14 protein-coding genes and 3 rRNA genes are annotated in these 22,138 nt (G+C 67.8%); all 17 read right to left on the bottom strand.

Features of this window, described 5'->3' with window-relative positions:
• Nucleotide 1: 1 nt before the first annotated feature.
• The 17 genes from ATK30_RS37020 to ATK30_RS36940 all read right to left on the bottom strand — a co-directional run bounded on the left by ATK30_RS37020 (nucleotide 2) and on the right by ATK30_RS36940 (nucleotide 22,043).
• Entirely contained in the window at nucleotides 2-979 is a 978-nt protein-coding gene (locus tag ATK30_RS37020) for an HAD-IIA family hydrolase (RefSeq protein WP_101439396.1), read from the bottom strand.
• A complete protein-coding gene (locus ATK30_RS46980) occupies nucleotides 972-3,353 on the bottom strand; it encodes a hypothetical protein (RefSeq protein ID WP_101439395.1) in 2,382 nt (793 codons plus the stop codon). The genes ATK30_RS37020 and ATK30_RS46980 overlap by 8 nt, the downstream gene beginning before the upstream one ends.
• A gap of 208 nt (nucleotides 3,354-3,561) precedes the next feature.
• A 5S ribosomal RNA gene (gene rrf, locus ATK30_RS37010) occupies nucleotides 3,562-3,678 on the bottom strand.
• Between the two features lie 67 nt (nucleotides 3,679-3,745).
• A 23S ribosomal RNA gene (locus tag ATK30_RS37005) occupies nucleotides 3,746-6,864 on the bottom strand.
• Nucleotides 6,865-7,147: 283 nt separating this feature from the next.
• Nucleotides 7,148-8,667 (bottom strand): 16S ribosomal RNA (locus tag ATK30_RS37000).
• The 16S, 23S and 5S rRNA genes sit together here, the layout of an rRNA operon.
• 357 nt (nucleotides 8,668-9,024) lie before the next feature.
• A complete protein-coding gene (tyrS, locus tag ATK30_RS36995; protein ID WP_101439394.1) occupies nucleotides 9,025-10,299 on the bottom strand; it encodes a tyrosine--tRNA ligase in 1,275 nt (424 codons plus the stop codon).
• A 32-nt stretch (nucleotides 10,300-10,331) separates the two neighbouring features.
• Entirely contained in the window at nucleotides 10,332-10,967 is a 636-nt protein-coding gene (locus ATK30_RS36990) for a DNA-3-methyladenine glycosylase (RefSeq protein ID WP_101439393.1), read from the bottom strand.
• Nucleotides 10,968-11,011: 44 nt separating this feature from the next.
• Entirely contained in the window at nucleotides 11,012-12,427 is a 1,416-nt protein-coding gene (gene argH / locus ATK30_RS36985; RefSeq protein WP_101439392.1) for an argininosuccinate lyase, read from the bottom strand.
• A gap of 24 nt (nucleotides 12,428-12,451) precedes the next feature.
• Nucleotides 12,452-13,450 (bottom strand): argininosuccinate synthase domain-containing protein, encoded by a 999-nt coding sequence (locus tag ATK30_RS36980; protein WP_101439391.1) that lies wholly within the window; start codon nucleotides 13,448-13,450, stop codon nucleotides 12,452-12,454.
• Nucleotides 13,447-13,947 carry an arginine repressor gene (locus tag ATK30_RS36975; RefSeq protein WP_101439390.1) on the bottom strand — a complete coding sequence of 167 codons (501 nt, stop codon included), beginning with the start codon at nucleotides 13,945-13,947 and terminating at the stop codon, nucleotides 13,447-13,449. The genes ATK30_RS36980 and ATK30_RS36975 overlap by 4 nt, the downstream gene beginning before the upstream one ends.
• Nucleotides 13,944-14,870 (bottom strand): ornithine carbamoyltransferase, encoded by a 927-nt coding sequence (gene argF, locus ATK30_RS36970; protein ID WP_101439389.1) that lies wholly within the window; start codon nucleotides 14,868-14,870, stop codon nucleotides 13,944-13,946. The genes ATK30_RS36975 and argF overlap by 4 nt, the downstream gene beginning before the upstream one ends.
• Nucleotides 14,870-16,075: an acetylornithine transaminase gene (locus ATK30_RS36965; RefSeq protein ID WP_101439388.1), complete on the bottom strand. Its 1,206-nt coding sequence runs from the start codon at nucleotides 16,073-16,075 to the stop codon at nucleotides 14,870-14,872. Before ATK30_RS36965 ends, argF begins: the two co-directional genes overlap by 1 nt.
• Nucleotides 16,072-17,007: an acetylglutamate kinase gene (gene argB, locus ATK30_RS36960; RefSeq protein ID WP_101439387.1), complete on the bottom strand. Its 936-nt coding sequence runs from the start codon at nucleotides 17,005-17,007 to the stop codon at nucleotides 16,072-16,074. Before argB ends, ATK30_RS36965 begins: the two co-directional genes overlap by 4 nt.
• Complete coding sequence (gene argJ / locus ATK30_RS36955; RefSeq protein WP_101439386.1) at nucleotides 17,004-18,164, bottom strand: bifunctional glutamate N-acetyltransferase/amino-acid acetyltransferase ArgJ; 1,161 nt, start codon at nucleotides 18,162-18,164, stop codon at nucleotides 17,004-17,006. The genes argB and argJ overlap by 4 nt, the downstream gene beginning before the upstream one ends.
• Entirely contained in the window at nucleotides 18,161-19,189 is a 1,029-nt protein-coding gene (gene argC / locus ATK30_RS36950) for an N-acetyl-gamma-glutamyl-phosphate reductase (protein ID WP_101439385.1), read from the bottom strand. The genes argJ and argC overlap by 4 nt, the downstream gene beginning before the upstream one ends.
• Before the next feature lie 582 nt (nucleotides 19,190-19,771).
• Nucleotides 19,772-20,248, bottom strand: coding sequence for a helix-turn-helix domain containing protein (locus ATK30_RS36945; RefSeq protein ID WP_101439384.1), 477 nt, complete (start codon nucleotides 20,246-20,248; stop codon nucleotides 19,772-19,774).
• Between the two features lie 193 nt (nucleotides 20,249-20,441).
• Nucleotides 20,442-22,043, bottom strand: coding sequence for an alpha/beta hydrolase (locus ATK30_RS36940; RefSeq protein ID WP_101439383.1), 1,602 nt, complete (start codon nucleotides 22,041-22,043; stop codon nucleotides 20,442-20,444).
• Nucleotides 22,044-22,138 lie beyond the last annotated feature (95 nt).

Raw genomic sequence — 22,138 nt, 5'->3', positions numbered from 1 at the left:
GTCAGGCCAGCCCGAGCCCGGCTACCGCCGTCGCGGCCGCGTCGCCGTCCGCGCGCACCTGCGCGACCCCGGTGCGCCACGCCGAATCGCACAGCGCACGCAGCAGGTCGAACTTGTCGCCCTCGCCGCGGACGGTCAGCGTGTCTCCCTCGCTGATCTCCCAGCCGGACCGCTTTCCGACGCGCAGTTCGTCGATCGGCTGCGCCAGCGCGGTGAGGTCGGCGCCAAGATGCGTGGGCCGTTCCGCCGGAATCGCGGTGAGCAGCGTCGCCGGAGTCGCGATGCCGGTGAGGACGCACAGGGAGTCGAGCCCCGCCGCGACCGCACCGGCGATGTCGGTGTCGAGCCGGTCCCCGACCACCAGCGGACGCTTCGCCTCCGCCGACCGCGCGGCCGTCTCGAACAACAACGGCTGCGGTTTTCCCGCGACGACCGGCTCGGCGTCCGTGGCGATCCGCAGCGCCCCGACCATGGATCCGTTGCCCGGCATCAGCCCGCGCTCGGTGGGCAGCGTGCTGTCGGTGTTCGTGGCGACCCACAGCCCGCCCGCCCGGATGACGATGCTCGCCTCGGCGAGGTCCGCCCATCCGGTTTCCGGCGAATGTCCTTGCACCACCGCGGAAACGTCGTCGCCCGCGGTCCGCACCGGTTCCAGCCCGACCGCGGCGATCTGGTCGCCGAGCGCGGCGGTGCCGACGATGAGCACCTTCGCCCCGGCGGGCAGCCGGTCCTGAAGGAGCGCGGCTGCCGCCTGAGCGCTCGTGTGCACCTCTTCGGTGTCCGCGGAGATCCCGAGGTCCCGCAGGTGTTCCGCGACCGCCGACGGGGCCTTGGACGCGTTGTTGGTCACGAACCGGACCGCCGTGCCCTGCTCGCGCACGGCGGTCACGGTTTCCGCGGCGCCCTCGATCACCTGCGGCCCGTGGTACACGGTGCCGTCGAGATCGAACAACAGCGCGTCGTAGGCCATGTCAGTCATCCGACTCGTTCGGCTCGCTGGAACCATTCGCCCCGTTCGCTTCGTTCGCCAGCTCCGCGGCCCGCTCGGCGGCGTCGGTCTCGTCCTCGGCGTCGGCTTCAGCGGCGTTGAGGAACCACTGCACGGCCTCTTCCTTGCGTCCGGCAGCCTCGAGGTTGTCGGCGTACGCGTAGAACAGGCGCGCGCTCCACGGGTCGCGTTTGCCCGCCTGGAGGTCCGGCCCCTGCAGCGACACGACCGCCGCGTCCAGCTGCCCGAGATCGCGCCGCGCACCGGCCGCGACGATCGCCAGCTCGACCTGGGTCGCCTTGGTGAGCCGTTCCTTGTCGGTCTCCTTGGCCAGATCCAGGGCTCGCTCCGGACGGCCGAGCGCGCGCTCGGCGTCCGCGATGATCGCGATGTGCTCGTCGCTGCGCGTCATCCGCCGGACGGCGCGCAGTTCGGACAGCGCTTCCTGCCAGTTGCCCGCGTGGTAGGCGACCAGCCCGAGCCCTTCGCGGACGATCGGCACGCGCGACGCCTTGGTCTTCGCGTACCGGGCGTGCTCGAGCGCGGCCTCCGGGTCGTCGTCGATCAGCCCGCCGGCGGCGACCAGGTGCTTCCCGACGGTCTCCGCGAGCCCCTTCGGCAGGGTCCGCAGCTCCCGGCGGACCTCCTCGTCGAGGTCGGAGAACTCGATGTCCTCAGGCAGTTCCGGCGCTTCGAGCAGCTCGCGGGCGAGGGCAGCGTCCTGTTCCTCGACGGTCACCGGCCGCTTGCCGCGGGGACGGTCGTCCCTGCGCTCGCGACGGTCGCCACGGCTGTCCCGGCTGTCCCGGCCGCCACGGTCGCCGCGGCTGTCGCGGTCACCGCGATCGCCACGGTCGTCGCGCTGCCGACGCTCTTCCCGCTCAGCGCGCTCGCCACTCGGGTCGCGTGGTTCCTGGCCCTGAGCGGCCTCGACGCTCGCGTCCTGCCCGGCCTGGTCCCCCGCCGACTGGACGTCAGCGACGCCCTGCTCGGCGCCCGCAGTCGCTTCTTCGACTACCGCGGATTCCTCGACCGCAGCCGCCGAAGTCTCCTCGACCTCGGCACGCCGCCCGCGGAAACCCTCGTCCTGCCGGTCGTTCCGGAAACCACCGTCGCGCTGGTCCTTCCGGAACCCGCCCGAACGCTCGTCCCGACGGTCCCCGCCAGGCCGCTTTCCGCCGGACCGGTCGTCCCGCCGGTCGCCCCGGTAGCCGCCCTCATCGCGACGCTCGTTGCGGAACCCGCCAGAGCGGTCGTCCCTGCGATCCCCGCGGTAACCGCCCTCGTCCCGGCGGTCGTTGCGGAATCCGCCTGAACGGTCATCGCGACGCTCGTTGCGGAACCCACCGGAACGGTCATCCCGACGGTCCCCGCGGTAACCGCCCTCGTCGCGACGCTCGCCACGGAACCCGCCCGACCGCTCGTCGCGACGGTTGTCACGGAACCCACCGGAGCGGTCGTCCCTGCGATCCCCGCGGTAACCGCCCTCGTCCCGGCGGTCGTTGCGGAACCCGCCCGGACGGTTGCCCCCGCGCTCGTCGCGGTCGTTGCGGAACCCGCGGTCGTCGCGCCGCTCTCCCCGGTTCGCACCGGACCGATCGTCGCGGAATCCGCCGGAACCCCGGTTCCCGCCACGGAATCCGCCCTCGCGCGGACCGCGGTCGTCACGGTCCCGGTATCCGCCGGGCTTGCCGCCGCGCGCATCGCGATCGCCGGGCTTGCCGCCGCGGTTGTCGCGGTCGCCGTAACCGCCGCGGCGGTCGTTGTCGCGGAATCCTCCGGACCCGCGCCGATCGTCGCGGAATCCGCCGCCTTGGGAGTCCTTGCCGCGATATCCGCCCGATCCGCGCCGGTCGTCGCCGCCCGAGTAACCGCCACGACGGTCGTCGCCGCCGCGTCGATCGTCGTTCCAGCGTCCGCCGGAGCGCTCGCCGTAAGACGATCGCCCTTCCGAACGGTCACCGTAGGACGAGCGTCCCTCGGGGCGCCCGGAGCGGTCCCCGTAGGACTTGCCGCCGGGTCCGCCGGAACGGTCGCCGTAAGATTTGCCTTGGGGCCGGTCGAAATCGCGCTTGCCACGAGGGCGGAAGTCGCGGTCGCCGTCGCGTTTCCCGGCGTATCCGCGGTTCTCGCGGGGGCCGTCGCCGCGGTCGGGGCGGCCGGCGAATCCGCCGGTCCCGCGTGCGCCGCGGTCGTCCCGCCGTGGCCGGCCCTGGTGGCCGCTGTCCCGACCGCCGCGGTCCTGCCGCGCGCCGCGCCGGTCTCCCCGGGGCGCGTCGGACCTGCCGCCGCGGGAGTCCTGGTCGCGGCGAGCCGACCGACCGGACCCCTCATCCGCTGAGTCTCGTCGACCGAACTCGGACACCTGGCCTCCTGCCATAGACAACTGTGTAATTCTGAGGACGGCCCTCCGTACGAGGGCCGATTGACTATCCTACGGGCCCGTTCGGAGCAACCTCGCGCGGGCGGACCTCAGCGGTCCCCGCGCGGCTCGAGCGGACGCGAACATGAGTCTGGGCCCCGGGAGAACCACCAAGGGTTCTCGGACCGGGGCCCAGACCTATCCAAAGTAAGTTCGGCGGTGTCCTACTCTCCCACAACCCTTCGGTTGCAGTACCATCGGCGCAGTCAGGCTTAGCTTCCGGGTTCGGAATGGGACCGGGCGTTTCCCTGACGCTAAAACCACCGAAACACTCCGAAACAACACACGCACCAGCGTGGTGTTTCAGAACCGTAGAGTGGATGCGCAACATCTTCGTAGGCAAGTCCTCGGCCTATTAGTACCAGTCAACTCGACAACACATTACTGTGCTTCCATTTCTGGCCTATCAACCCAATCGTCTCTTGGGGGCCTTAACCCACAAAGGGGTGGGATACCTCATCTTGGAACAGGCTTCCCGCTTAGATGCCTTCAGCGGTTATCCCTTCCGAACATAGCCAACCAGCCATGCCACTGGCGTGACAACTGGCACACCAGAGGTCCGTCCGTCCCGGTCCTCTCGTACTAGGGACAGCCTTCCTCAAGTATCCTGCGCGCGCGGCGGATAGGGACCGAACTGTCTCACGACGTTCTAAACCCAGCTCGCGTGCCGCTTTAATGGGCGAACAGCCCAACCCTTGGGACCTACTCCGGCCCCAGGATGCGACGAGCCGACATCGAGGTGCCAAACCATGCCGTCGATATGGACTCTTGGGCAAGATCAGCCTGTTATCCCCGGGGTACCTTTTATCCGTTGAGCGACACCCCTTCCACCAGGAGGTGCCGGATCACTAGTCCCGACTTTCGTCCCTGCTCGACATGTCTGTCTCACAGTCAAGCTCCCTTGTGCACTTGCACTCGACACCTGATTGCCAACCAGGCTGAGGGAACCTTTGGGCGCCTCCGTTACCCTTTAGGAGGCAACCGCCCCAGTTAAACTACCCATCAGGCACTGTCCCTGAACCAGATCATGGTCCGAGGTTCAGATTCCCAATCCGACCAGAGTGGTATTTCAACAACGACTCCACACCCACTAGCGTGAGCGCTTCACAGTCTCCCACCTATCCTACACAAGCCGAACCGAAAACCAATACCAAACTATAGTAAAGGTCCCGGGGTCTTTCCGTCCTGCCGCGCGTAACGAGCATCTTTACTCGTAATGCAATTTCGCCGGGCCTGTGGTCGAGACAGCCGGAAAGTCGTTACGCCATTCGTGCAGGTCGGAACTTACCCGACAAGGAATTTCGCTACCTTAGGATGGTTATAGTTACCACCGCCGTTTACTGGCGCTTAAATTCTCAGCTTCACCCCCGAAGGAGTTAACCGGTCCTCTTAACGTTCCAGCACCGGGCAGGCGTCAGTCCATATACATCGTCTTGCGACTTCGCATGGACCTGTGTTTTTAGTAAACAGTCGCTTTCCGCTGGTCTCTGCGGCCAACCACCGCTCCACCCGCGAAGGGCTTCACAGTGCTTGGCCCCCCTTCTCCCGAAGTTACGGGGGCATTTTGCCGAGTTCCTTAACCACAGTTCACCCGATCGCCTTGGTATTCTCTACCTGACCACCTGTGTTGGTTTGGGGTACGGGCCGTGCATGCACTCACTAGAGGCTTTTCTCGACAGCATAGGATCACCCGCTTCGCCTCAAACGGCTACGCATCACGTCTCAGCCTCAACGGAACACGGATTTGCCTATGTCCCGGCCTACACGCTTACACCAGGACAACCATCGCCTGGCGGAGCTACCTTCCTGCGTCACCCCATCGCTTGACTACTACGGAATCAGGTCCCACGCTCCACACACAGACTCCGTCCGAAGACATTGCCTGCGGCTTCGGGTGGTTAGTGTCAACCGCCTCGCCATGGGCGCACATGCTCGGGTACGGGAATATCAACCCGTTGTCCATCGACTACGCCTGTCGGCCTCGCCTTAGGTCCCGACTTACCCTGGGCGGATTAGCCTGGCCCAGGAACCCTTGGTCATCCGGCGGCAGAGTTTCTCACTCTGCATTCGCTACTCATGCCTGCATTCTCACTCCCGCACCCTCCACGACTCGCTTCCGCGGCCGCTTCCCTGGATGCAGGACGCTCCCCTACCCATCAACACGACTGCACAAGAGCCCGAAAGCCCCTGCGGATCTATTGTGTCAATGACACAGCTTCGGCGGTGTGCTTAAGCCCCGCTACATTGTCGGCGCAGGACCACTTGACCAGTGAGCTATTACGCACTCTTTCAAGGGTGGCTGCTTCTAAGCCAACCTCCTGGTTGTCTGGGCAATCCCACATCCTTTCCCACTGAGCACACACTTAGGGGCCTTAGCTGGTGTTCTGGGCTGTTTCCCTCTCGACGACGAAGCTTATCCCCCGCCGTCTCACTGCCGCGCTCTCACTAACCGGTATTCGGAGTTTGGTTGATTTCGGTAACCCGGTAAGGCCCCTAGACCATCCAGTAGCTCTACCCCCGGCAAGAAACACGCGACGCTGCACCTAAATGCATTTCGGGGAGAACCAGCTATCACGGAGTTTGATTGGCCTTTCACCCCTACCCACAGCTCATCCCCTCAGTTTTCAACCTAAGTGGGTTCGGGCCTCCACGACGTCTTACCGTCGCTTCACCCTGGCCATGGGTAGATCACTCCGCTTCGGGTCTAGACCACGCGACTCAAACGCCCTGTTCGGACTCGCTTTCGCTACGGCTACCCCACCCGGGTTAACCTCGCCACGCAGCACTAACTCGCAGGCTCATTCTTCAAAAGGCACGCCATCACGCCGAAACGCTCTGACGGCTTGTAGGCACACGGTTTCAGGTACTCTTTCACTCCCCTCCCGGGGTACTTTTCATCTTTCCCTCACGGTACTCGTCCGCTATCGGTCTCCAGGAAGTATTTAGGCTTACCGGGTGGTCCCGGCAGATTCACAGCAAATTCCACGAGCTCGCTGCTACTCGGGAACACCACCAAGACCTACGACGACAGCTTTCGCGTACGGGGCTCTCACCCGCTCCGGCCGCCCGTCCCAAGGCGTTCCGCTAACCATCGCGTACATCCGGAGAAATGTCAGTCTCTCCAAGGTGGGTCCCACGACCCCGCCCGCACAACGCCTGACAGCTTGACATGCAAACGGTTTAGCCTCATCCGCTTTCGCTCGCCACTACTCACGGAATCACTTTTGTTTTCTCTTCCTGCGGGTACTGAGATGTTTCACTTCCCCGCGTTCCCTCCACACCGGCTATATATTCACCGGCGGGTAACACCACATCACTGGTGCTGGGTTTCCCCATTCGGAAATCCTCGGATCACAGCTCGGTTGACAGCTCCCCGAGGCATATCGCAGCCTCCCACGTCCTTCATCGGCTCCTGAAGCCAAGACATCCACCATGTGCCCTTAACAACTTGACCACAAAGATGCTCGCATCCACTCTACAGTTCTCAAACACCACACCAGAAACAACGTGTGTTGCCTCAGGACCCAACAGCGCGCCAGCAAACAAGAACCCGCCCGGATCCGCGGCCGCCGTTCCACACGGAGCACGCTCCGCAGTACTAAGTCGGCGGCATCACCACCGCGAGAACCCTTAACCAGTAGTTCCACAATTCCTTGAGCAACCCGCACAGACCTGCATTCGAGGCCTAAGCACGGGCCACTCCCAGCACGATGACTGGGATGTGTTGTGCTCCTTAGAAAGGAGGTGATCCAGCCGCACCTTCCGGTACGGCTACCTTGTTACGACTTCGTCCCAATCGCCAGTCCCACCTTCGACCACTCCCTCCCTTGCGGGTTGGGCCATGGGCTTCGGGTGTTACCGACTTTCATGACGTGACGGGCGGTGTGTACAAGGCCCGGGAACGTATTCACCGCAGCGTTGCTGATCTGCGATTACTAGCGACTCCGACTTCACGCAGTCGAGTTGCAGACTGCGATCCGAACTGAGACCGGCTTTAAGGGATTCGCTCCACCTCGCGGTATCGCAGCCCTCTGTACCAGCCATTGTAGCATGTGTGAAGCCCTGGACATAAGGGGCATGATGACTTGACGTCATCCCCACCTTCCTCCGAGTTGACCCCGGCAGTCTCCCACGAGTCCCCGCCATGACGCGCTGGCAACGTAGGATAAGGGTTGCGCTCGTTGCGGGACTTAACCCAACATCTCACGACACGAGCTGACGACAGCCATGCACCACCTGTACACCAACCACAAGGGAAGCCCCATCTCTGGGGATGTCTGGCGCATGTCAAGCCCAGGTAAGGTTCTTCGCGTTGCATCGAATTAATCCACATGCTCCGCCGCTTGTGCGGGCCCCCGTCAATTCCTTTGAGTTTTAGCCTTGCGGCCGTACTCCCCAGGCGGGGCGCTTAATGCGTTAGCTACGGCACGGACAACGTGGAATGTCGCCCACACCTAGCGCCCAACGTTTACAGCGTGGACTACCAGGGTATCTAATCCTGTTCGCTCCCCACGCTTTCGCTCCTCAGCGTCAGTATCGGCCCAGAGACCCGCCTTCGCCACCGGTGTTCCTCCTGATATCTGCGCATTTCACCGCTACACCAGGAATTCCAGTCTCCCCTGCCGAACTCAAGTCTGCCCGTATCGACCGCACGCTCCACGTTAAGCGTGGAGATTTCACGGCCGACGCGACAAACCGCCTACGAGCTCTTTACGCCCAATAATTCCGGACAACGCTCGCACCCTACGTATTACCGCGGCTGCTGGCACGTAGTTAGCCGGTGCTTCTTATCCAGGTACCGTCACTTGCGCTTCGTCCCTGGCGAAAGAGGTTTACAACCCGAAGGCCGTCATCCCTCACGCGGCGTCGCTGCATCAGGCTTGCGCCCATTGTGCAATATTCCCCACTGCTGCCTCCCGTAGGAGTCTGGGCCGTGTCTCAGTCCCAGTGTGGCCGGTCACCCTCTCAGGCCGGCTACCCGTCGTCGCCTTGGTAGGCCATTACCCCACCAACAAGCTGATAGGCCGCGGGTTCATCCCATACCGCCGGAACTTTCCACACCCCAAGATGCCTTGAAGTGTCCTATCCGGTATTAGACCCAGTTTCCCAGGCTTATCCCAGAGTACAGGGCAGATTACCCACGTGTTACTCACCCGTTCGCCACTCATCCCCGGCCGAAACCGGTTCAGCGTTCGACTTGCATGTGTTAAGCACGCCGCCAGCGTTCGTCCTGAGCCAGGATCAAACTCTCCAACAATGAACAGTCCGATCGAGACTACTTCTCAATCAATCTCAAAGGAAACCCCGACGAGGGGGTTTCAAATAAGCTCTACTGGCTTAGTTCACTAGCACACTGTTGAGTTCTCAAGCAACACACCCCGCATCAACCCCACCCCCGCAAGGGCGAGCCTGACCGAAGCGGTCATTCCTAGCAGTTTATGGTGGGACACCCACTCAATCACCCTAGAGGCGAGAGCTTGGTTCGTGTCCCGGCGGCCGCCCGGTCTCCCTGGCGACCTGGAGAACTTTACACGCCCTCCCAGGGCCCGAAACAGGGGGGTCCCTTAACTGCGTTCCCGCAGGTCAGAGCCCTGTTTCGGGCCTTGGGCGGAGATCAGTCCCCGACGCGGACGCCAGCGACCGTACGCTTGCCCTTGCGGACCACGAGCCAGCGGCCGTGGAGCGCGTCGGAAGCCGAGGGCTTCCACTCCTCGTCGGCGATCTTCACGTTGTTCACGTACGCGCCGCCCTCCTTCACGGTCCGCCGGGCCGCGCCCTTGCTGTCCACCAGTCCCCCGGCGAGCAGCAGGTCGACGATCGTCGCGTCGCCGGCCGGCTCGACCTTGCCGTTCGGGACCTCGGCCATCGCCGCGTCGAGCGTCGGCGCGTCCAGGTCGGTCAGCTCGCCGCGGCCGAACAGCGCCTGGCTCGCCGCGATGACCTGGCGCGTCTGGTTCTCGCCGTGCACCAGGTTCGTGAACTCCTCGGCCAGCCGCTTCTGCGCGGTGCGCAGGTGCGGACGCTCCTCGGTGTCCTTCGCCAGCGCGTCGATCTCCTCCCGGTCGAGGAAGGTGAACAGGCGCAGGTAGCGGACGACGTCAGCGTCGCCGACGTTCACGAAGTACTGGTACCAGGCGTACGGCGAGGTCAGCTCCGGGTCGAGCCACACGTTGCCGCCGCCGGTGGACTTGCCGAACTTGCGTCCCTCGGCGTCGGTGACCAGCGGCGCGGTCAGCGCGTGCGCCGTCCCGCGGTCGACCTTGCGGATCAGGTCGACACCGCCGACGAGGTTGCCCCACTGGTCCGAGCCGCCGACCTGCAGCTTGCAGCCGTGCTTGCGGTACAGCTGCAGGTAGTCCTGCGACTGCAGCAGCAGGTAGCTGAACTCGGTGTAGGACATGCCGTCGCCCTCGAGCCGCCGCTTGACCGTCTCCCGGTTCAGCATCACGTTCACCGAGAAGTGCTTGCCGACGTCCCGGAGGAACTCCAGCGTGTTCTGCTTCCCGGTCCAGTCGAGGTTGTTCTCCACGATCGCGCCGGTCGGCGAATCGTCGAAGTCCACGAACCGCTCCAGCTGCCCGCGGATCCGCCCGGCCCAGTCGGCGACGACGTCGAGAGTGTTCAGCGTGCGCTCCCCGTTGTCGCGGGGGTCGCCGATCATCCCGGTGGCGCCGCCGGCCAGCACGATCGGACGGTGCCCGGCGCGCTGGAACCGCTTGAGCATCAGCAGCGGGACGAGGTTGCCGGCGTGCAGGCTGGGCGCGGTCGGGTCGAAGCCGCAATAGAGCGTGAGCGGGCCGTGGTCGAGTTCTCGGCGCAGGGCGTCGATATCGGTGGATTGCGCGATCAGGCCGCGCCAGGACAACTCGTCAAGGATGTGCTCACTCACACCTGTAGATGATCCCCCACCAGGTCAAACGACTATCCCGCGGGTCGCACCTGCCGGCGTTTCCCGCCGCGGCGGTAGGTCGACACGGCTGGTGAGCCGTCGATCCAGAACCGCCACGGCGTGTCCATCGCCATCGCGACGCCGACGCGCGGGCCGCTGCGCACGTTGTCCGCGGGCACGCGCTCGCCGACGAGCAGCCGGACGGGCGACTCGGGGTCGGTGAGGTCGGCGCCGTTCTGCTCCCGGGCAAGGCCCAGCACCGAGGTGAGGATGGCCGGGCCCTTGGCCAGTTCGCCGTTGCCGCGCGCGTTCGGCCGCCGCTTCCGCACGATGTCCGCGCCTTCGACGACCTCGCCTGCGCGCAGCAGCACCGCGCCCGGCTGCCCGTCCTCGGTGCCGACGACGTTCGCGCAGAAGTGCATGCCGTAGACGAAATACACGTAGAGATGCCCGGCCGGACCCCACATCACCGCGTTGCGCGGCGTTTTCCCGCGGTAGCAATGCGAAGCGGGATCGTCGAGCCCGCGATAGGCCTCGACCTCGACGAGCCGCACCCCGACCAGGCCGTCGGGCGTGTCGGCCTCGAGGACGGCACCGAGCAGCAGCCGAGCCAGGTCGACCGGGTCCAGTGCCAGTTCTTCGCGCCGGAACAACCGGTCCACACTCACTCCCCTCGTCAGGCCGCCAGCCTAACCAGCGGCCCGACGACAGATCATTTCAGCCACTGCCGATGCGCCGCGACACGCTCCGCCAGGCGTTCCCGTTGCTCGGCGACGCGGTCCGGCGCGGTCCCGCCCCGTGCGTCGCGCGAACGGACCGAGCCTTCGACGGTCAAGACTTCGCGCACCGCCGGGGTGAGCGCCGGGTTGATGGCCCGGAATTCCTCGTCGGTCAGCTCGTCGAGCCCGACCCCGCGCGCCTCCGCGACCCGCACGCTCTCCCCCGCCGCCTCGTGCGCGACGCGGAACGGCACGCCCTGGCGCACCAGCCATTCGGCGATGTCGGTGGCCAGCGTGAACCCGGCGGGAGCCAGTTCGGCGAGCCGGTCGGTGTGGAAGGTGAGCGTGCCGAGCATCCCCGCGATCGCCGGGAACAGCAGCTCCAGCTGTTCGACCGAGTCGAAGACCGGTTCCTTGTCCTCCTGCAGGTCGCGGTTGTACGCGAGCGGCTGCGCCTTGAGCGTGGCGAGCAGGCCGGTGAGGTTGCCGATCAGCCTGCCCGCCTTGCCGCGGGTCAGCTCCGCGACGTCCGGGTTCTTCTTCTGCGGCATGATCGAGCTGCCGGTGGCCCACGCGTCGTCCAGCGTGACGTAGCCGAACTCGGCGGTGTTCCAGATGATCACCTCTTCGGCGATCCGCGACAGGTTCACCGCGAGCATCGCGACGGCGAACGCGAACTCGGCGACGAAATCGCGCGAGGCGGTGCCGTCGATCGAGTTCTCCACGCTGGTGTCGAAGCCCAGTTCGGCGGCCACCGCTTCGGGGTCGAGGCCGAGCGACGAACCGGCGAGCGCGCCCGAGCCGTACGGCGACTCCGCGGTGCGAGCGTCCCAGTCGCGCAGGCGGGACACATCGCGCAGGAGCGACTGGCCGTGGGCCATCAGGTGGTGCGCCAGCAGAACCGGCTGCGCGTGCTGCAGGTGGGTGCGGCCCGGCAGGATCGCGTCCGGGTGCCGGGACGCCTGCGACACCAGCGCGTCGATCACGTCGAGAGTGCCCGCGACCACCCGGCGCGCGGCGTCGCGCAGCCACATCCGGAACAGCGTCGCGACCTGGTCGTTGCGGGAACGGCCGGCACGCAGCTTGCCGCCCAGTTCGGCGCCGGCGCGTTCCAGCAGACCGCGTTCGAGCGCGGTGTGCACGTCCTCGTCGGCGACCGTCGGAGTGAACGCGCCGGACGCGACGTCCTGCGCCAGCGTGTCGAGCGCGTCCAGCATCCCGGCCAGTTCCGCTTCGGTGAGCAGACCCGCCTTGTTGAGCACGCGGGCGTGCGCTCGCGATCCGGCGATGTCGTAGGGCGCCAGGCGCCAGTCGAAGTGGGTCGAGGCGCTCAGCGCCGCCATCGCCTCGGCCGGCCCGCTGGCGAACCGGCCGCCCCACAGCTGCACCGGCTGGTCTTTCCCGCTCACGTTCTGCCTCTCTCGTCCGGCGTCTCAGGACGCCTGGGTGCTCGGATGCTGGGTGCTCCCCAGCGGAGTCTGCCCGGTCGCGCTGCGGAGCCGCCGTCCGACCGGGCGAAGCCGCCTCCCGGGGAGGCCGGCGACGGTCGCGCTGCCCGCGTGCAGCACCAGCCGCACCTCGCCGGACACGCGCTCCTGCGCCCGCCGGACGAACGCGTCCAGCGGCTCGCGCAGCGGCGAGAACCACAATCCGTCGTGGACCAGCTCCGCCCACCGGCGGTCGACGCCGCGTTTGAACCTCGCCAGATCCCGGTCGAGGGTGACTGATTCCAGCTCTTGATGCGCGGCGATCAGCACCGCCGCACCGGGTGCGTCGTAGCTGTCCGCCAGATCGAAACGGCCGATCCCGTGCGCCCCGGCCCGATGCCCGAGCCGCTGCACCGCCTCGGCCACGCTGACCGTCTCGCCGTCGACCGCGACCGGCACCCCCTGGTCGAACGTGACGACGACCTCGTCCGGCATGCCGAGGTTCGCCACGGCGTCCTTGGTGCAGCGGTAGCCGGAAGTCGCGGCCCGGCCCCACAAGGTCCGGCTCGTCGACAATTCCGGCTCGCCCCAGCCGCCGAGTTCGACGATCTCGAGGTCCGGCGCGAGGGTCGCGATCAGGCCGGACAACGCCTCTCCGCCGCCGTGCGCGACAGCCGACGCGTTCCGGTCTCCCGCGGTCGCGACGAGCTGGCTCGCCAGCAACGGCCGGGCCAGCGCCTCGACCAGCGGATGCCGGTCGAGGATCAGCGCATTCGCTTGCAGCGCAAGCAAACAGTAGTCGTTCGCGAATTCCTCGCGGAGGTCCGCGACCACGACCTCGGCGGCTCCGTCCGCAGCCGCCTGCCGCCGGAGCGCGCACAAATCGACGTCGCCCGCGCCGAACTCCGCCGCGAGCGCGACCACTTCGCTTTGTCCCGCAAGAAGATTCAGCGCGGCTGAGGAGCCGTGCCCGCCCGGATAGGCGAGCACGACCCGCCGGGTCACGGCTCCTCCCCTTCCGCCGAACCTTGCGCGAGCGCGGTGAACCGTTCGGCGAGGTCGCGTCCGGTGAGCGGTTCGCGCGCGATGACGGCGACGGTGTCGTCGCCCGCGATGGACCCGACGACCTCCTCCAGCGCGGCCCGGTCGATCGCGCTCGCGAGGAACTGCGCGGCGCCCGGCGGCGTGCGCAGCACCGTGAGGTTGCCCGAGGAATCCGCCGACACCAGCAGTTCGGCGAGCAGCCGGGACAGCCGCGAGGTGCCCCCTTGCACGCCGCGGACGGGACTGCCGTCCTCGGGGATGACGTAGACCGGCGCGCCCGAGTCGGCACCGCGCAGCTTGACCGCGCCGAGTTCGTCGAGGTCGCGCGACAGCGTTGCCTGGGTGACCTCGATTCCCTCGGCGGCCAGCAGCCGCGCGAGCTCCGTCTGGCTGCGGATGGCCATCGTGGACACCAGTTCGGTGATCCGCGCCTGGCGCCCGACCCGGCTGCTGGTCATCGGCCGTTCTGCCCGAACAGCCAGACCAGCAGGGCTTTCTGCGCGTGCAGCCGGTTCTCCGCCTCGTCCCAGACCGCGCTTGCCGGGCCGTCGAGCACCTCGTCGGTGATCTCCCAGCCGCGGTGCGCGGGCAGGCAGTGCAGCACGATCGCCTCGTCGGCGGCGAGCTTCAGCAGCTCGGTGTTGATCTGCAGAGCGCGGAACGGGCCGACCCGGTCGAGGCCGTCGTTCTCCTGCCCCATCGACGTCCAGGTGTCGGTGACCAGCACGTCCGAACCCTCGACGGCTTCGCGCGCGTCGGTGAAAACGGTCGCGCTGCCGCCGGTTTCCTCGCCGCGTTTCTTGGCGTCCAGCATCACCTGCTGGTCGGGCTGGAAGCCCTCCGGCGACACGACGCGCACGTGCATCCCGGCCGTGGTGCCGCCGAGCAGCAGCGAATGCGCCATGTTGTTGGCGCCGTCGCCGAGGTAGGTGAGCGTGAGCCCGGTGAGCTTGCCCTTGCGCTCGCGGATGGTCATCAGATCCGTCAGCACCTGGCACGGGTGGAACTCGTCGGTGAGCGCGTTGACGATCGGAATCGACGCGACCGACGCCATCGAGTCGATGCGCTTCTGCGCGAAGGTGCGCCACACGACCGCGTCGACGTAGCGCGACAGCACGCGCGAGGTGTCCTCGATGGTCTCCTCGCGGCCGAGCTGCATCGAGCGGCCGTCCACGATCACCGGATGCCCGCCGAGCTGGCTGATGCCGACCTCGAACGAGAACCGGGTGCGGGTGGAGTTCTTCTCGAAGATCGCGGCCACCGTCTTGCCGGCGAGAGCCTTCGTGCCGAGCGGATCGGCTTTCAGCTGGTCGGCCAGGTCGAGCAGGGCGGCCTGCTCGACCGGGGTGACGTCGTCGTCGCGGAGGAAGTGGCGAGGCATCAGTCGGATTCCTTCGTGGTGGTGGAGTCGAGCGCGCCCGGGAGCGCGGAGAGGAAGCCGTGCGCCTGCTGCTCGTCGAGCACGAGCGGCGGGGCCAGCCGGACGGTGTCCGGGGCGACCGGGTTGACGAGGTAGCCCGCGTCCTGCGCGGCCTTCGCGACAGCCGCGGAAACCGGTTCCCGCAGGCCGATGCCGAGCAGCAGCCCCGCACCGCGGACGCCGGAGACGAGCGGGTGGCCGAGCGCCTCGACACCGGCCGCGATGTCCTTGCCGAGCGCCGAAACGTGGCCGAGCAGGTCGTCCCGGACGATCGTGCGCAGCACGGCCAGTCCGGCCGCGCAGCACACCGGGTTGCCGCCGAAGGTCGTGCCGTGCTGGCCGGGCTTGAGCAGGTCTCCCGCCGCGCCGACGCCGATCACCGCGCCGAGCGGAAGCCCGCCGCCGAGGCCCTTCGCGAGCGTGATCACGTCCGGCACGACCCCGGCCTGCTGGAAGCCGAACCAGGTGCCGAGACGGCCGATCCCGGTCTGCACCTCGTCGAGCACGAGGAGCGCACCGGCGGCCTTGGTGATCTCGCGCGCGGCCTGGAGGTAACCGTCCGGAGCCGGAATCACGCCGGCTTCGCCGAGCACCGGCTCGAGGAAGACAGCTGCCGTCTCGCCGTCCACGGCGGCCCGCAACGCTTCGACATCGCCGTACGGGACATGCGTTACGCCCGGAACCAGCGGTTCGAACGCCTCGCGCTTCGACGGCTGTCCGGTCAGCGACAGCGCGCCCATGGTGCGGCCGTGGAACGCGCCCTCCGCCGCGACGACCTTGCTGCGTCCGGTGAGCCGGGTGATCTTCAGCGCGGCCTCGTTCGCCTCCGCGCCGGAGTTGACGAACAGGACTTTGCCTTGTCCGTTCAGGCCCGCGACGTCGAGCAGGGTCTCGGCCAGTTCGACCGCGACCGGGTTCACGTACAGGTTCGACGTGTGCCCCAGCTTCGAGATCTGTTCGGTGACCGCGCGCACCACCTCGGGATGGGCGTGGCCGAGCGCGTTCACCGCGATGCCGCCGACCAGGTCGACGTACTCGGCGCCGTCCGCGTCCCACACTCGCGCGCCTTCGCCGCGCACCAGCGTCAGGCCGGGGGTTCCGTAGTTGTCCATGACGGCCGACTGCCAGTGCTGCTGACCGTCCGCATTGGACTTGAGGATAGTCACGCGTGCTCCGTTCCGGAGGGCGCTGCCTCGGGCAGCACCATGGTCCCGATGCCGCGCGAGGTGAAGACCTCGAGCAGCACCGAATGGGCGAGCCTGCCGTCGATGACGTGGGCGCCGCGCACGCCGCCGCGCACCGCGCGCACGCACGCCTCCATCTTCGGGATCATGCCGCTGGCCAGGCCGGGCAGCATGCGTTCGAGACGGTCGACGGGGATCCGGTCGATCAGCGACGACCGGTCCGGCCAGTTGGCGTAAAGACCTTCGACATCGGTGAGCACCACGAGCTTTTCCGCGCCGAGCGCCGCGGCGAGCGCGCCCGCGGCGGTGTCGGCGTTGACGTTGTGCACCACGCCGTCGACGTCGGGAGCCACCGTGGACACCACCGGGATACGACCGGCGTTCACGATGTCGAGCACCGCGTCCGGGTTGACTTCGGCGACCTCGCCGACGAGACCGATGTCGACCTGCTCACCGTCCACAGTGGCCTGTTTGCGCTCCGCGGTGAACAGCCGCGCGTCCTCGCCGGAGATGCCGACCGCGTACGGGCCGTGCGCGTTGATCAGGCCGACCAGCTCGCGGCTGACCTGCCCGACCAGCACCATCCGCACAATGTCCATGGTCTCCGGCGTGGTGACGCGCAGCCCGCCCTTGAACTCCCCCGGCACGCCGAGCCGGGACAGCATCGCGCTGATCTGCGGGCCGCCGCCGTGCACGACCACCGGGCGCAGGCCGGCCAGCCGCAGGAACACCATGTCCTCGGCGAACGCGGCCTTCAGCTGGTCGTCGATCATCGCGTTGCCGCCGTACTTGATGACGACGGTCGCGCCGTGGAACCGCTGCAGCCACGGCAGCGCTTCGATCAGCACCCCGGCCTTCTCGGCCGCGCTGGCGAGCCGTTCGTCGGCGGAGACGAGCCTTCCGGTATCCGTCATGACGAGTACGCGCTGTTCTCTTCGACGTAGGCGTGCGAGAGGTCCGTGGTGTAGATCGTGGCCTCGGCTGAACCGACCCCGAGATCCACGACGACGTCGATGGCCCGCCCGGACAGGTCGGCGGCCGACCGGTCCTCGGCCGTCGTGCCGCCCGCGAACAACGTGACGCCGTTGATGGCGATCGACACCGTCTCCGGATCGATCCGCGCCGGTGCGCGACCGAGAGCCATCGCGATCCGGCCCCAGTTGGGATCGGACCCGAACAAGGCGGTCTTGACGAGGTTGTCCTCGGCGATCGTCCGAGCCACCACGATCGCGTCAGCTTCGGACGCGGCGCCCTTCACCGTGACGTCGACATCCTTGGTGGCGCCTTCGGAATCAGCCCGCAACTGGAGCACGAGGTCGTGGCTGACCTGGGTGAGCAGCTCGGTCAGCTCGGCTTCGCTCGGCTCCGCGCCGCTCGCACCGGAGGCGAGCACGAGCACCGTGTCGTTGGTCGACGTCCCGCCGTCCACGTCGAGCCGATCGAACGTGACGTGCGTGGCGGCGCGCAGCGCGCGGTCGAGAGTTTCCTTGCCCACCACGGCGTCCGTGGTCAGGACGGACAGCATCGTCGCCAGATTCGGCGCGAGCATCCCCGCGCCCTTGGCGAACCCGCCGACGCTCCACCCGGATTCGTGCCGGGCGAACGCCTGCTTCGGCTTGCTGTCGGTGGTCATGACGCCGGTGGCCGCGTTGAGAGCCGCTTCCGGACTGGCGTCCAGCGCCTTGACCGCACTGTCCACACCGGACAGAACCGCGGCCATCGGCAGCCGCTCGCCGATCAGCCCGGTGGAACACACCGCGACCTCGATCGCCCCGGTGCCCAGGACTTCGGCGACCTTCTCCGCCGTGGCGTGCGTGTCCTGGAACCCGCCCGGCCCGGTGGCCGCGTTCGCGCCGCCGGAGTTGAGCACGACGGCCTTCAGCTTCTGCTGCTTCAGCACTTCCTGCGACCACAGCACGGGCGCGGCCTTGATTACGTTCCGGGTGAACACGCCCGCCGCGACGTCGAGCGGGCCGTCGTTGACGACCAGCGTGAGGTCGAGCGCGCCCGAGGCTTTGATCCCGGCGGCGACGCCGGCGGCGCGGAAACCCTTCGGTCCGGTGACGGTCACGGTGCCACTCCCACGGTGGAAAGTCCGGTGGCCTCGGGGAAACCGAGCGCCAGGTTCATCGACTGGACGGCACCGCCCGCGGTGCCCTTGGTGAGGTTGTCGATCGACGTGACGACGACCAGCCTGCCCGCGTCGGCGTCGATCCCGAGCTGGAGCTGGACGTTGTTCGAACCGACCGTGGCGGCGGTCGTCGGCCAGGTCCCTTCGGGCAGGACCTGGACGAACGGCTCAGCGCCGTAAGCCTTCTCGTACACCGCGCGCACGGCGGCCTCGTCGACGTCTTGGAGGAGTTGAGCACTCGCGGTCGTGAGAATGCCGCGCGGCATCGGCGCGAGCACCGGCGTGAACGAAACAGTCACCGGCTTGCCCGCCGCCGCCGACAGGTTCTGCACGAACTCCGGCGTGTGCCGATGCGCCCCAGCGACGCCGTACGCACTCGCGTTGCCCATGACCTCGGACCCGAGCAGGTTCGGTTTCAGGCTCTTGCCCGCCCCGGACGTCCCCGTCACCGACACCACGGTCACCGCGGGCTCGATCAGCCCCGCCGCCAACGCTGGCGCCAACGCCAGAGACCCGCCGGTCGGGAAGCAGCCAGGAACCGCGATCCGCTTGGTTCCCACCAGCTTTTCGCGCGCCCCCGGCAGCTCGGGCATCCCGTACGGCCACTGCCCCGCGTGCTCGCCGGAGTACCACCGTCGCCAGTCCGCCGCGTCCGCGAGCCGATGATCGGCCCCCAGGTCGACCACGAGCACGTCCGGCCCGAGCTGCGCCGCGATCTCGGCCGAGTGGCCGTGCGGCAGGGCCAGGAACACGACGTCATGGCCCGCGAGCGTCTCCGCGTTCGTTTCGAGCAGCACGCGACCGGCAAGCGGAACAAGGTGGGGCTGGTGCGTGCCCAGCGTCGTCCCCGCGCTGCTCGCCGCCGTGAGCGCGCCGATCTCGACCTCGGGATGGGTCAGGAGCAGGCGCAGCAGTTCGCCGCCGGCGTACCCGCTGGCACCGGCCACCGCGATCTTCACCGTCATACGAATGATTATGCACGAGCGTGCAAGCTCAAACAAAGAGGGTTTGCTCACCCTGGTCGTCCCCTCCCCAGGACTTCCGTGGATTCCGTACGCTCTCCAGGCGTTTTCCCGCCGCAGCAGGTCGGATCAGCCCGAGCGGCGACGTTGGTGGCGCATGACGGCAGGGACCAAACGCCGAGCTGTCCGGGCGCGGGCAACGGACTCTCGGACCGCGCGAACCCGCCGCCGAGTCGCTCCGCCGTCCGAGTCATCCGCGCCGCCCAGCGACAGGCCGCCCTGACGATGAGGATCGCTCGACCACCCGGCGCTCTCACCGCCGCCAGCCGTCTGGCCGTCACGCAGCCCGCCTCGCCCGGCGCGCACGGCGGCCCGCCACGACACCCAGGCCGCCAGCCCCGCACCTGCTGCTAGCCCGCGCCCAACCGTTAGCCCGACACCAAACGCTCGCCTGCCGCAAAACCGCCAGTCCAGCACCGCGTACTCACCCAGCACGCAACCGCACCCAGGCACGCAGCCGCCACTCCGGCACACGGCCACCGCCACGCCGGGCCCGCCTCGGGACGCGAACCCGGCGGGCACTCGTCAGTCCACTCCCTCCTCCGCTTCGCGGAGACTCGGCGGTGTCGGCAGATGGTTTCCCGGATGCTCCGGATCGCAGCCGACCCGGGGCAAGCGCGCCCGGATCCCGCCCGGTGTCCGCGCGAAATGCCGGGCCAGCTCGGCCACCGAGTCCCCGGCGAGCCAGCGGGCCTCCAGATCCGCGTCCATCTCGTCGGTCCACGGCCGCCCCTGCTGGGCCGGGCGTCCGCGCGATCTTCGCCGCGCCCCGCCGCCCGCGAAGGTGCGCAGGCTCGTGTCGAGCAGCTCCGCGACGGTCGCCACGGACGTCACGTCGAGTTCGAGTCTGCCCTCGACGACGGGTTCGCCGTCCGGCCGTTCTCCGCCGACCGTGACGGTGACTCGCTCCGGCTCGCCGTCCTCGCTGCGGGTGACGACGGCGACCTGGTACTGGACATCTCCTGACCGGACCTCGGTCCGGTGCTCCTGAATGATCGTCATGGCCGCGAAGGTATCCGCGACCCCCGACAATTTTCGATCACTTAACGCGATCGGGTGACTGCGGTCCGAAATTGTCAGACCCCCGCCGTAGCGTCCCCGGCGACCCGAAAACACCCGAGGGGGATCGGTGGACCAGCGGAAAAGAACAATGCCCCGGTCTGGCAGGCCAGACCGGGGCACCGAGCACAACACCTCAGAAACGCAGCAACCCGGCGAGCAGGCCCTGCTTCTCCTCCGCCGCGGCTTTCGCCTGGGCATCCGCCTTCTGCTGCGCGCCGGAGGCGACCGGAGACGGAACCGGCTGCGGCACCGGAGCGCATTGGACGTCGGAGTGGTCGCCGCGCACCCGCTTCGGCAGGGCGCCGGTGGCGAGGTAATCAGCGACCTTGTCGTCCACGCACGAAACTCCGGACAGCGATCCGGCGTGCGTCGTCCCGCCGGGCGCGCTGATGAGGCTCGAACGCGGGTAGCGCTTGCGCACTTCGAGGCTGCCCGAGTACGGCGTGGCCGCGTCGAGCTCCTCGCTGATCAACAGCGCGCCGCTCGCCTTGGACCCGTCGATGTCCACCGGCTTGCCCGCCTTCGCCGGCCAGTTCAGGCAGGTCGCGTTGTACCAGGTGTTGCTCCAGGTCTCGAAGGGCGCGCGGGTGTGGGTGGCCCAGGCGTCGCGGCGCCAGCGGTCCCAGTCCTGCGGCCACTGGGCATCAGTGCACTGCACCGCGTTGTAAACCGCGTAGCCGTTGTCGTCGCCGGGCGCGTTCGACTTCTCGTACAACGCTTTCAGCGTCTGCCAGTCGCCGCGGTGCACCCATCCGTCGAACGCCTTCGCCATGTCTTCCCAGCCGAACACGTAGTAGCCGGCCTGCAGGAAGATGTCGGTCCACTCGTCGCCGCCGATCACGCCGCCGGCCGGGTCGCGGTCGAGCTTCCGCTGCTGCGCGTACCAGAGCTGCTCGACGGCCGAGCCGGTTTTGCCGAGGTGGTAGACGTTGTCGTACTTCGCGAGCCAGTCGAAGTAGATCCTGATGTTGCGGTCGAAGGCGACGTCCTGGTCCAGGTTGGCGTCGTACCAGACCTTGCGCGGGTCGACGTTCCCGTCGAGCACCATCCGGCGCATGCGGTCCGGGTACAGCGTGCTGTACACCTGCCCGAGGTAGGTGCCGTAAGAGAAGCCGTAATAGTTGATCTGCTGCTGGCCCAGCGCCTTGCGCAGGCTGTCCATGTCGTGCGCGACGTCGGTGGTCTTGATGTGCTGGAGCAGCGGGCCGTTCTTCGCGCAGGCCTCGGCGTAGCCCTTCGTGCGGGCACGCCAGGTGCTCTCCAGCTGCGGCGTCTTCGGCACGTAAGCCGGACGGCCGGGCGCGAAGTAGCTCCCGTCGCACGTGAGAGCCGGTTTGCTGGAGCCGACGCCGCGGGGATCGAAGCCGATCCAGTCGTAGCTGTCGCCGGCGTGCTGGGGCACGTTCCGGCCGAGCACCGAAAGACCGAGTCCGGAACCGCCGGGGCCGCCTGGGTTCACCAGAAGCACCCCCTGGTACTTCGCGGTCTTGTGCTTCACCCGGGAGACGGCGATCTGCACCGTCGGGCCCGACGGCTGCGCGTAATCCATCGGGACCACCAGGAATCCGCATTCGGCTCCCGCCTTGGCGAGACCTGGTGCGGAACACGGTCCCCACTTGATCGGCGGCGGCGCGTAGTCCGGCCCTTGGGGCTGCACCGCGGTGGCGGCGGGTGCGACAGCCAGCGTTCCGGCCGCGACAGCGGCGGCGGCCAGTGCGGTGACGATTTTCCTCACAGTGGTCCTTTGCGTCCGACGGCAACCAGGGCTCGTCGAAGCTACCGGCTGCACGGCAGAATCTCGTTTCCCGACACGAGCCGCGCTGTCCCCCG

The organism is Amycolatopsis echigonensis (genome assembly GCF_002846615.1).
Taxonomy (GTDB): Bacteria; Actinomycetota; Actinomycetes; order Mycobacteriales; family Pseudonocardiaceae; genus Amycolatopsis; species Amycolatopsis echigonensis.
The sequence above is the reverse complement of the archived record's forward strand: the minus strand, read 5'-3'. Positions and strand labels throughout refer to the sequence as shown.